Origin of the sequence: Lentimicrobium saccharophilum (assembly GCF_001192835.1) — a bacterium.
Lineage (GTDB): Bacteria > Bacteroidota > Bacteroidia > Bacteroidales > Lentimicrobiaceae > Lentimicrobium > Lentimicrobium saccharophilum.
Genome location: NZ_DF968182.1, coordinates 2,805,946 through 2,818,669, shown reverse-complemented (window position 1 = coordinate 2,818,669; position 12,724 = coordinate 2,805,946). Strand labels below are relative to the sequence as shown.

General features: G+C 41.1%; 6 protein-coding genes and 1 pseudogene. 6 read left to right on the top strand and 1 reads right to left on the bottom strand.

What is annotated here, in order from left to right; translation table 11 throughout:
• The first annotated feature begins 148 nt into the window (after window positions 1-148).
• From TBC1_RS10845 to TBC1_RS18170, 6 genes and pseudogenes are all read left to right on the top strand, one after another.
• On the top strand, window positions 149-781 hold the full coding sequence (locus TBC1_RS10845) for a hypothetical protein (RefSeq protein ID WP_062042078.1): 633 nt from the start codon (window positions 149-151) through the stop codon (window positions 779-781).
• Between the two features lie 160 nt (window positions 782-941).
• Window positions 942-1,424, top strand: a complete 483-nt coding sequence (locus TBC1_RS10840) for a hypothetical protein (protein ID WP_062042076.1) — start codon at window positions 942-944, stop codon at window positions 1,422-1,424.
• Between the two features lie 155 nt (window positions 1,425-1,579).
• Complete coding sequence (locus TBC1_RS10835) at window positions 1,580-2,008, top strand: hypothetical protein (protein WP_137305591.1); 429 nt, start codon at window positions 1,580-1,582, stop codon at window positions 2,006-2,008.
• Between the two features lie 1,323 nt (window positions 2,009-3,331).
• A complete protein-coding gene (locus TBC1_RS10820; protein ID WP_062042064.1) occupies window positions 3,332-4,810 on the top strand; it encodes a rhomboid family intramembrane serine protease in 1,479 nt (492 codons plus the stop codon).
• A gap of 814 nt (window positions 4,811-5,624) precedes the next feature.
• Window positions 5,625-6,341, top strand: a complete 717-nt coding sequence (locus TBC1_RS10810; RefSeq protein WP_062042058.1) for a hypothetical protein — start codon at window positions 5,625-5,627, stop codon at window positions 6,339-6,341.
• A gap of 508 nt (window positions 6,342-6,849) precedes the next feature.
• Window positions 6,850-8,999 (top strand): annotated as a pseudogene (locus TBC1_RS18170) (arylsulfatase).
• A gap of 599 nt (window positions 9,000-9,598) precedes the next feature.
• On the opposite strand, the gene TBC1_RS10800 reads toward TBC1_RS18170, so the two are convergent.
• Window positions 9,599-12,484, bottom strand: a complete 2,886-nt coding sequence (locus TBC1_RS10800; protein ID WP_062042055.1) for a C10 family peptidase — start codon at window positions 12,482-12,484, stop codon at window positions 9,599-9,601.
• Between the last annotated feature and the right edge of the window lie 240 nt (window positions 12,485-12,724).

Genomic DNA, 12,724 nt, shown 5'->3' with positions numbered 1-12,724 from the left:
AGCCTATGAAAGAGCAACTTGAAACAGCGTACCCCGCAGTAACATTGTATCTTTGGACAGAAACGAACCCCGCAAAACGGCTACTGGGCATAGCTGCGGCACGTTGTGCACAAGTTAATTTAACAGAAAACCATTAATTCAAATAAATATGAAAATCTTAAATGTTACAATCAAGTTATTGATAGTGTTGGTGTTTATTACAGCATCCTGTAAAAAAGAGGATAACAAACCTGATATTAAGATCAGTAAAGTTGTAATAGATGACATAATGGAGATGGATTATAATGATTCCATACTTTATGCCGGTTTGGCCACAATGAGTTACAAAGTGCAATTTAAAACTGAGCCATATAACTCAAAGATTTATTATGATATCGATTCAAAGGGTTTTAAAGCCATGGATTCAACTGGTATATCTATTGATTCAACTGTTAGAAAACTATCTTATTATGCAGAGGCCCCCGGATACAATCGGACAGCAATATTATCAATTGGATTTGATTTTAGTAAAAATGATACCATACGTGGGTTTCATATATCAATGCCGTATGATAGTTACGCATTGTACATCAACTATTTAAGTAATCAGAGAGGGACTTTGAACTATGCTATATTTAGCCTAACTGGGGATAAGATTTTATCCGGTGAGAGTTTTATTACAGTTAGTTCTGGTGTATTACTACTTGATTTGTCAGGGATTCAATCAGGAGAATATATAATTAGATTAAACTTTGGCGAATCAACAATGTCGAAAAATATAACAATAGGGACAGGAGGATAACCTGTGCACAACAAAGGCTAAACGCTAACGGGCGCATGGTTGTAAGGAGAAAGATTGTACTTTTATTGAAAATTCTGCTGGCCGGAATGAGATATTCTCAAAAGTGCCCGCCAGCGCTTAGCCTCGAACGTTGGGCACAATTGGGAAAAATGAGACACTTATGAAAGACATTCTTCTAATCACATTCGGTATTTTATTCTTCAGTTTCGACTCATTTAGTCAGGAACAGAACTTTTCAAACATTGAATACTCAATCATTGCAGAGGGCAACGACTCACCCTTCGAAAACTATCAGATTGTTTGTTTCAATAAGTATTTTAATCTCGAACAACTTCCGACAGAATTCAGGGACAAATACGACCTAGCTAACCCACAGCTTTTCAAGAAGAAAATGCTGGTTCAAGTTTTTCATATCGACACTGAAAAACAGGGCTTAGACAAATTTGAAATTAATGAGATTAAAGAAAGCACCTCTGAGATTGTATTCGACTATAGTCTTGTCAATTCTGACACTGAAAACGATTCGACAATTCAAGCTCCATTCTTAATTGTCCAGATTCCGAGGAATACGAAAAAACGAATCCGCTTCATCGCAAACGGACAAGAACTCGGGAAAGGAAAAGAAATGTACATAAAAAATTAAAGAACAACTGTGCCCAACAATGGCTAAGAAAACATGCGGAATCTCGTTTAAATGAAGATGATTACATTTAATATAAATTCGTTCTTGAGAGAAAGATTTGCGATTTTAAATCCGCACGTTTCTTAGCCTTGAACGTTAGCACATATACTAAGAATATGAGACAGAAAATGATATTAATGATTTCTCTTTCGTTGGCAGCATTTATGACTTTTGGGCAATCGTTTAAAACTGACAGTTGCGGAATTGACACGTCTGCGGTGATGAATAAATTTGAAATACAATATATTGATAGCGTTTTCTTTGCTCCATTTGAGATGAAAAAAGGTGAATTAGGCAGTTTTACAAATGGATTCAATTTCAACGAAAAGAGAATTGCATTTTTTGACTGTTCAAAGACAACAGAGAATGGATACATGACAAAAAAGGAATTTTATCAAAAAATTCTTCCTGAATACCGTGGACCGCATGGCTTGACAATTTTAAAAGAAAATGAAAAAAGAGAAACAGGTTACGACGGAATTATAACTATCAATTGTAAAGTGATTGTTGAAGGAGAACTTGTTGAAAAATTAAAATTAAAATAAAAAAGTACATGTGCTAACAAAGGCTAAACGCTAACGGGCGCGGGGTTATTAGGGGAAAGATTGTACTTTTATTGAGAAATAGTGCTGGCCAGATAGATAAGTATTCAAAGAGCCCGCCAGCGCTTAGCCTCGGACGTTATAATACAGCTTAAAAAGATAAAATCCGGTGCAAAATCCAGAAGATCAGACCAATACGGGACATTTTCAGAATACGTATTATGGCCGGACAGCAGCGGTTTCCTGGATGGGCACGATCTATGGAAGATTCACGGAGATCCTGGCTTTTTTCGGATTTGAGTCAATTTTGAAGGTTGAGTTGGAAGCCGTATTATAACAGCGTGTATATCCAATGCGATTGAGCAGGTTTGTGTTTTTTGAAGTACCTTTAGCAGGCTGAGCCTGCACTGTATATACACGCGGACGTTATAATACAGCTTAAAAAGTTGAAATTCTGTGCAAAATACCGAAGATCAGGCCAATACGGGACATTCTCAGAATACGCATAATGGCCGGACAGCAGCGGTTTCATGGATGGGCACGATCTATGGAAGATTCACGGAGATCCTGGCTTTTTTCGGATTTGAGTCAATTTTGAAGGTTGAGTTGGAAGCCGTATTACAACAGCGTGTATATCCAATGCGATTGAGCAGGTTTGAGTTTTTTGAAGTACTTTTAGCAGGCTGAGCCTGCACTGTATATACACGCGGACGTTGTAATACAGCTTAAAAAGTTGAATTTCTTTGCAAAATACCGAAGATCAGGCCAATACGGGACATTCTCAGAATACGCATAATGGCCGGACAGCAGTGGTTTCCTGGATGGGCACGATCTATGGAAGATTCACGGAGATCCTGGCTTTTTTCGGATTTGAGTCAATTTTGAAGGTTGAGTTGGAAGCCGTATTACAACAGCGTGTATATCCAATGCGATTGAGCAGGTTTGAGTTTTTTGAAGTACTTTTAGCAGGCTGAGCCTGCACTGTATATACACGCGGACGTTAGGCGCAATACTTTTCGAGTTCTGTGCCTTTCATTTTCTTTAGACAGTTTTTACATTTCTTATATTTCTTGTCATTCTTAAATGAATCTTCACCAAGTGCAGGTGCTGGTCTTTCGTGTTTTTGACCGCAAAGAAATGTAAAATCTTTAGTGTAATAATGTAGTGTTTTGTTCATAGGTACTGCGCCTAACAGCGTGTTTATGCAAGCGGGCGGACAACTTGCGGTTAATAAATAAGTTCGTGCTATGCCCGCCTGACATAAACACGCAAAACGTTAGCACCAATTTTAAAAAGACGACAACCCAATAAATAACAAACAGAAATATGGCATTTGGATTTTCACCTAAACACGTTCAAGACTACCAACTTGACAATCTCGACAAAGAACATTTTTTAGTTTTTGCAATAGAAGCTGCATTCAAACTTGACTGGAATGTAAGTTTCGTAAGTGAGACTGGATTTATCGCTTATACAAAATTTTCTTGGAGTTCTTGGAGCGAAGAAATTACGGTTAAAATTGACAATGGAATTGTAAACATAAAAAGCGAATGCACCGGAAGTCAAATAATAGATTGGGGCAAAAACAAAAAAAATATTGAAGCATTACTTTCAAAATTAGAAGAAGTAAAAAGTGCGTTGACACAAGAAGAAATTGAAACAAAACTTACAGAACTTCGGCAAGGCTATGCTTCAAAAGAAGACGATATTTTAAGCAAACCACCATCAACAACAAAAGAAAAGATAACAGACTTTTTTTCGGTATTTAAACCAACCGAAGGATACTTTGTATCTCCTATTCTGATAAATATTAATCTTCTCGTTTTTGTAATAATGTTGATTTCAGGAGTTCATATACTTCTACCAGACAACCAAGACTTACTAAACTGGGGAGCCAATTTCCGACCAATGACATTAGAAGGACAATGGTGGAGATTATTTACAGCTTGTTTCTTGCATATCGGGATTTTGCATTTGCTATTAAATATGTATGCATTGCTTTACATTGGACTTTTACTTGAGCCATATCTGGGAAAGACAAGATTTTTAGCTGCGTATTTAATTTCAGGTATTGCAGCTAGTATGACAAGTTTGTGGTGGCACGACTTGACTATCAGTGCTGGAGCTTCAGGAGCTATTTTTGGTATGTATGGTGTTTTTCTTGCACTGTTGACAACCAACTTGCTTGACAAATCAGTAAAAAAAGCACTACTGACAAGTATTGCAGTTTTCGTAGGTTACAACATACTAAATGGACTAAAACCTAATAGTGGAATTGACAATGCAGCACATATTGGCGGACTATTAAGCGGACTAATTATTGGTTATGGCTTTGTTCCTAGTTTGAAACAGTTTGAGAATAATGCAATCAAGTTCTCGACTATCGGGGCATTGACAGTTGCTTTGTTAATTTCTTCTTTAACGGTTTACAAATCTTTACCAAATGACATTGGAAAATATGATAAGGAAATGGAGCGATTTGTTTCAATGGAGTCAATGGCGTTGGAAGTTTACAATTTACCCGAAGGAACACCGAACGAAAAATTACTATCAGAAATTAAGGATAGGGGACTTTATTATTGGAATGAAAACATAAAACTAATTGATAGCTTTAAAGACCTTGATTTGCCATTACCAATTAGAGCGAGAAATACCAAACTAAAAGAATATTGCGAACTTAGAATCAAGAGTTACGAACTTATTTATAAAGCTATTGACGAAGACACAGACAAATACCAAAATGAGATTAACGAATACAATCAAAAGATAGAGACAATAATTTCTGAACTGACTGGTAAACAATGACAAAGGACAGAAAAACTGTTGCTAACAGCCGTTTGGCTCAATGGCGGGTGACGTGGTTAATTGAATATTCTACCTCGCATCAACTTTTGTGGTGTATTGACAGTTTTGTGCTCCGAAATCCGCCACTGCGCCAAGCGCCAAACCGTTATGGTGCATTTAAAAAAAGAAATGAAATCGTTTATAAGAAAATTATTTTTTGCGAAAAGCTATCTCTACCTCTATCCATATAGCTCTTTGAACCTAGACAATGATCTAGAAAGAATTTATGAGGCAGAATATTTTGATCGAAATACGATCTTAAGAGGCAAAGACATATCAAAAAATCAATTTTCACTTTGGGAAAAATGGAATCTTTTCCGAGGATATCATTCGTTCGATGCTCTTGGATTTTTCTCTGGAACTAAATTCAATCACCAAAACAGGACTTACATCATTGGTACAATTTACCCAAATCCAATAATGTTGATCGGATTTTATTTTACAACATTAACTTTGGGTTTTATCCTTTATAGTAGAGTTTCGACAAACGGTAGCTATGAAATTCTCGAAATGATTCTTCCTATCGGAATCTTAAGCATTGTACTTTTCTCAAGTTTACTCTACTTCAGAAGGAGAATTGGGAATTCGGTTGAACAAAAATTGAAAATAAAAAAAACGCACCATAACAAAGGCTAAAACGCTATCGGGCTCATGGTTGTAAGAAGAAAGATTGTACTTTTAATGAAAATTGTGCTGGCCGGAAAGAGATATTTTCAAAACTGCCCGCCAGCGTTTAGCCTCGGCCGTTAGGCGTAATTTTAAAACCTTAAATCAAATGAGCATTCAAGACAAATTCTCCGGCTTTAAAGATGCAGAAAGAGCAACTGTTGGCTTGGCATTAGTGTTTGACATATCAGGATTCACTAAGTTTTTTAATAAGCCTGATATTCAATATTACATGACAGAATACATAAATCAGATTATTGATTGTGTAGAAATAAATATTTGGGGTGGGACAGAGTTTTGGACAGAGGAAATTGCTCAGGAATTGCCGGCATTGGAAATCAAACCATTTATGAGAAAGTTTTTGGGCGATGGTATGCTTTACGTTTGGGAAGATACTGAAGATCGAATTTTATCAAAGCCAAATTTCAAAATTAGACTTATAAATAGATTGTGGAATTTACAACTCCATTTTAGCAAAATAAACAAAAAGCTTATCGAGGATATACCTGTTGGTGACTTACCAGCTACAATTAAATTCGGTATTGCACAAGGGACAATCTTTAAACTAATAGAGAACAATGGTACAGTTGATTGCATAGGCCCGTGTATAAATTTGGCATCTAGACTGGTTAAATATTGCCAAGAGATAAACTTCATTGCATCTGCTAGACTTAATTTGCCGAGAAAGGAACTTGAAACAAATGGTTATTTTAAAATAATTGCAAAAGAACTGAGAAGCTTTGAAAACGAAGTTGTAATTATTGATAAGCAAGACTACGGTGATGTAAGTTCAACTGACAAAGAAAGATTATTCAGTGAAATATAAACTACGCCTAACAAAAACATTTACACCATGCGGGCAGACACGCATACTTCATCTGTAAATCATTAATCGGCTTCAGCTATGGGCAGACCGAAAACGCCCAGCATCACAATCAATTCTTGTTCACCAATCCTAACGGGTCGACAGTACCGGGCAGACGGAATACTAAGCCCCGCACAGCGTAAATGCCTTTCCGTTGTAGCCAATTAATAAAATTCGGTGAATATTGATATTAATGCAAATAATGACTTGAAATAACAATCCAGAATACTTAAACTAGAAAAATTGAAAATTTTGGTACTTATTATATTGCGGTCACCTTGCTCTGTGCAGTGGCTTGCAATCAAACTTAACAAAAAAGCGAAACAAAATCAGTTAGTACAGATGACCTGGACCGCACTGTACTTCCAATTAAGGAACCAACATATCAGGCAGTTACAGAACTTGATGCACGCAATGCCACTCCTCCCCCCCCAGGTTTCAAGTAAAGGCACCTGAAAATGCCCCCAATGTGGTTATTGTATTAATCGATGATCAGGGATTTGGTGCAGCCAGTTCTTTTGGAGGGCCGATAAATGAACCTGTCGCAGATAGACTGGCGAGTGAAGGATTGCGGTATAATTGCTTTCACACAACTGCTCTTTGTTCTCCCACACGTACGGCCATTTTGACTGGTAGAAACCACCATCAAAACAATGCTGGAGCCATAATGGAACTTGCAAGAGGTTTTCATGGTAATACGGGTATTCGTCCGAACAGCATTGCCCCACTTGCTGAAATATTGCGGCTGAATGGCTACAGCACGGCCATGTTTGGGAAATACCATGAAACACCTCCCTGGGAAGCTTCTGTTTCGGGACGCTTTGACAGATGGCCGACCCACTCCGGTTTCGATAAGTTCTATGGATTTATCGGTGGCGAGACCAATCAATGGGCACCTGCTGTGTATGATGGAACGGTGTGCGTTGAAGTGGAGCGAGGCCCGGACTACCATTTTACGACCGATATGACAGATAAGGCCATTCAATGGGTAAACGCGCAACAGGCACTGACACCCGATAAGCCATTTTACATCTATTATGCTACCGGTGCAACGCATGCACCGCACCATGTGCCCAAAGAATATATTGAAAAATACAAAGGCAGGTTTGATCAGGGTTGGGATAAACTAAGAGAAGAAACTCTTGCCCGTCAAAAAGCCATGGGAATAGCACCGGAGAATACCCAGCTTACTGAACGACCCGCAGAAATTCCATCCTGGGAAAGCCAAACCCCTGAGCAACAAAGACTTTTTGCCCGGCAAATGGAGGTATTTGCCGCTTTTGCTGAACATACTGACCATGAAGTAGGAAGACTCGTAGCCGGTTGGAGGAAATGGGTGAATTGGACAATAGGCTGTTCTTCTATGTGATTGGAGATAATGGATCAAGTGCCGAAGGCGGACCTGAAGGGACCTATAACGAAATGATGGCATTAAACGGAATTATTGGTGAAGCTTCGCAAATAATGGACCATATTGATGACTGGGGTGGACCGAACACATTTCCGCATTTTGCCATTGGTTGGGCACATGCAACCAATACCCCTTTTCAATGGACCAAGCAGGTTGCCTCGCATTTTGGAGGCACGCGAAACGGTATGGTGGTACACTGGCCGGATGGAATAAAATCAAAAGGTGAAATTCGTTCGCAATTTACGCATGTTTCGGATGTCGCACCCACGGTGCTTGAAGCCGCTGGCTTGCCCTTCCCAACTTCTGTTAATGGAACGGAGCAAACACCATTTGCCGGTACGTCTTTCGCCTATTCTTTTGATGATGCAAATGCACCAGAAACGCATACTACTCAGTATTTTGAAATGTTTGGTAACCGGGGCATCTATCATGAAGGTTGGACGGCATCTACACGGCATTCCATTCCATGGTTAATGGTTGAATTACCTTCACTTGAAAATGATGTATGGGAACTCTATCATGTGGATGAAGATTTTTCTCAGGCCAATAATCTGGCACAGTCCAATCCCGAAAAACTAAAAGAACTGCAGGATCTTTTCATGGAAGAAGCCATTAAATATCATGTAATGCCAATTGATGACAGAAGGGTTGAAAGATTCAATGCAGAAATTGCCGGACGAGCTGATATCATGGGAGATCGAGAATCATTAACCCTTTATGAGGGTATGACGGGCATTATGGAGAATGTTTTCATCAACAATAGAAGTAAGAATTACACTATTTTAGCTGAGGTGGAATTAATGGACTCCAAAACCGATGGAGTTATTATTAGTCAGGCAGGTCGGTTTGGTGACTGGTCACTTTATATGAAAAATGGAAACGTGCATCATGATTACAACTTTTTTGGTCTTGAACACACCAATATTGCCTCATCCAGGGTCCTTGAAGCGGGAAAGCACCTGATTAAGTATGAGTTTTTAGTAGACGAACCAAAACCGGGTACAGGCGGAAATTGCACTCTATACATTGATGGTCAAAAAGTAGCCGAAGGTTACATCCCTAAAGCACAACCCTTTGCAAACTCAGGAGATGAAGGCGTGGATGTAGATACGGACAATGAAACAAATGTGACGAACAAGTACAAAGAGGGAGACAATAAGTTTTCCGGAAAGATTAATAAAGTAACAGTGGATATTGGGATGAATTAAATCAACCAGTACCTCTTTTGAAGTTGAAATAACTGGCTACAATCGAGTAGACGGCCGGTGAGTCATTAGGCCCACCGGAGCGCCTCTCACACCACTGTACACTTCGGCTGCGCTCAGTGTAAACCAAGCGGGCCTCGTACCTGCCAGCCGGCAGGCTGGTACAGCGGTTCGTTAAGTTGAAGGGAAATCCTTTCATAAATATCCAGCATAGCCTGATAGCCACGTTTCTTCAACCGGTCAACTGTGATGGTAGTTTCTAAAATCTGGCTTTGTGCCACCGCCCAGCCACCTTTCCGCGTTCTGCTGTATGCATAGGCATGGTCGGGTCAACCCCTGACCGGATCAGGCTCTGCCTTTTCTAATCGGGTTTCTTCTCCGCCAGCTGGCGGACCAGATGCAGTACCTGAGCCTGTAATGAAAGTCCTGTATATCAACAACAGGTGCGGTTTTTTCATTATGTTTTCAAAGCAATGTATAGCTCCTTGAATACTTAGTAAGTATCTATCATTCTGATAAAGAAGCAGTTATTTTTAGTTAAATAGTCCAATATCACTTTCCATTGATGAGGTACAACAAAAAGATCTGTAGACCCACACATCTTATTCGATCAAAATCTTGGCAGTTATTATTTTGTCATTCAAAACAACCTGAATAATATAGATTCCGGGCTGAAAATTTCCAGTGGGTATCCGGAGGATTTTTCTATGAGATTCACATTCAAATACTTGCTGTCCTGAAAGGTTGAATAGACGGGCACACCTGAAATACACCGGGGATTCAATGATGAAAATTTCACGAACCGGATTCGGATAAAATTTTATTATCAAGTCATTTTCTTCTTCAAAACCATAAGTGATCTCAGCTTGTGTACAGGCAGCCTCTGATTCACCCGAACTGTAAGCTGCAGTTACACAATAGGTATGCATGCCAATTGGAACGGGGAAGTCGTTATAAACAGGGTATGTAACCGGAACAGCAGTGAGCAGGGTGTCATTGCGGTAGACATAATATCCCGAAACCTGGCCATAAGCAGGGGCCGTCCAATTAAGGTCAACATTTGTGCCCGTAACGATGGCATATAGCCCGGTAACAGGAGCCAGTACAGATCCAGCCAGTAAGGAGCCGATAAAGCTGTATACCCCACCTTCCGTGGAGCTCAAGTTAAATCCTCCGGCCCAGCCCGTCCGGTTGTTGATAAAGTCCAGGGCAAGAAACTGACGGCCCTCCGTTCCGGAAATCCGCTCCCAGGAATGTCCGCCATCCATACTGAAGAAAGAACCGGGATTCGAACCGGCCTCATTGCTTAACCATGTGTTATCAGTTCCCGGCACAAAACAGAAATCATTAGTCCCGATCTGTCCATTGATTGTCACCGGCGACCAGGTCACACCCCCGTCGAAAGTTTCACATAAAGCGCCGGTGTTATTCAGGTTTTTGTCCTGGGCCAGCCCATGAAGCCCATCGGCAAACCTGACATCAACGTACCTGCCGGCAAAAGTGGTCGTGCTGACATCCCAGTGCAAACCTTTGTCGGAAGAACGGAATACCCTTCCCTTGCTGGTCCCGAACCAGACGCTATTTCCAACACCCGAATAATAGCCCGTAACACCGTATTCATTGACAAACGGATCGGGGATGACGTCTCCCGGTAACGGTGTCCAGGTATTACCTCCATCCGTAGTGGTGTAAATTTCAAATTCCCCGTTCACAGGGTCTCCCATGCAGAAGCCGTCGTACTTGTTGAAGAAATGGACTACGTTCGGGAAGGAGGCCGCATCGCTGAAAGACGCACTGGTTTGCCTGGTCCAGCTTGATCCGTTATCCCACGTTACATAAATACCCTGGGGGTTGCTTCCTGTTTGCCTGAACATAGGACAATAGGCCGTGTCAGAATTTAAGGCAAAGATCATGGCCGGCTCAAGGCCGGAACAGTTTGAAATGACTCCCGGTGTCCAGGTTTCTCCGCCGTTTACAGTACGTGTAAATTCCTGGATATAATTGTTCATGTATACTCCATCATAGGCAATAGCCCAAGCAACAAGCGAGTCAACGGCGCAAATGTACTTTATTCCCCGCCCTTCATTGGTAAAGGCCGATGCCTGCTCCTCCCACCCGATGTTACCTACTTCCACGGCATGGAATACCGTATCAGATGCATTTATTGCTTCAAGTTTTATGATATGCAGGCCCAGGTCATAATCCAGGGTGGCAAGTTCGAAAGTGAAATCAGCCTGGCCTGTGGTATAGATCAAACTGTCATCCATGAAAAGATTCATTGTATTAGCCGTTCCGGCAATCAGCGAGCAGTTTATATTCACGATCGGCCCATATCCGATGATTTCCCCATGTACCAGGTTGGTGATCCGAACGATCAGTTCGGCATTGCCGGGCCTGATCCCTCTGATTATGAAATTGTTATTATTGTAGTTGCCATTGAACGTATTGAGTGCGCCAATGGCATACCAGCCATCTGAATTACCTGACCATCCCCAGTTCATGTGAAACATATTATCGTCTGGACGCCATCCGTCGCACACCCAGCCGTGTCCGGAGGTTCCATCATCTCCTCCGTAAAATAAAGGCAGAGAAGCATTGAGGTCAGCTTTCATCATTTCCTCCCATTCAGCATCGGAATAATCGGCTTTATATTCAAGCCGAACAGTCGAGGGATCATAGTTGAAGTATGTGGATAAAGCCCAGGGGATCTCATTTTCGGAAGCACCTGAACCGTAAGGTGAATAGCTCATCTCAACCGCAACTCCCGCGTGATAAAGCAATGTGGCAATATCCTGGTAAGACGATTGGTTGGCGGTGACATCCATTGCCTCCCAATGATAAGTGGTCTCACCGAAATTAACAGACTGAGTGCCATAAACCGGGAGCACATAAGAATGTGCCAGTACACCTTGAACAGGGAAGCTGTGATATTTCATGATCTGCCCGGTGGAGGTGGCAACACAGCCTGCCCAGGTATGACCACCCGGACCTGCCAAGTCGGCGGGGCAATAGAAATTATACCATACACCCTGGTCCCAGGTTGTACTCAGTAAGGGACCCACGTCACGGGTAAGATAACTGAACTCATGATTGCGGATGCGGTCCCATCTTTTTATGGTTGCTGAATTATCCGCCCCCATGGATACAATCCGGAAAACTTCTTTACTAATCGATTCAAACCAGAATTTTACCGACGGGCAAGGGCTGCTTTTTTCCAGATAGCCTGCATTCGCCTGTGCCATTATCGGAATTACCGCATCATCAGCGGCTACCACCACAAATCCTCCGCCGGAATAATTGAAGACATAGTAAACCAGGATATTGTCATATGTCAATCCTGTAAAATCCAGAAGGACTGGATCGACCCTGCCGCTGAAATGACTGAAGTAAATGTCAGCCACCACGCGGGCATCTTCCATTGTTACCGGTTTGGCCAGGGAAAGGACTGACAGCATCAACCCCTGAATAAAAAAGATATATTTCTTCATGAGTCGCAGATTTTCATTACGTATTGAATGACAGGAATAAAAGAACACTAGCTCCACAATAAAGTTACTAAAAAATTGGTTCAAATGGCGGGTTATCCTTCACAAATATTTAACCTTACACCCTTTTTTATTATTATATGTAATAAAGGATTAACAGGCCTATATCCACCACATGCAACAGGGCTTAGTTGGTTGGCCCCGATTCCCAATAACTATCGGGATGGGGGACTCATAATCAAT

Coding starts and splice junctions, on each gene's coding strand:
- TBC1_RS10845 (WP_062042078.1), top strand. CDS start 149: ATGAAAATCTTAAATGTTACAATCAAGTTATTGATAGTGTTGGTGTTT.
- TBC1_RS10840 (WP_062042076.1), top strand. CDS start 942: ATGAAAGACATTCTTCTAATCACATTCGGTATTTTATTCTTCAGTTTC.
- TBC1_RS10835 (WP_137305591.1), top strand. CDS start 1,580: ATGAGACAGAAAATGATATTAATGATTTCTCTTTCGTTGGCAGCATTT.
- TBC1_RS10820 (WP_062042064.1), top strand. CDS start 3,332: ATGGCATTTGGATTTTCACCTAAACACGTTCAAGACTACCAACTTGAC.
- TBC1_RS10810 (WP_062042058.1), top strand. CDS start 5,625: ATGAGCATTCAAGACAAATTCTCCGGCTTTAAAGATGCAGAAAGAGCA.
- TBC1_RS10800 (WP_062042055.1), bottom strand. CDS start 12,484: ATGAAGAAATATATCTTTTTTATTCAGGGGTTGATGCTGTCAGTCCTT.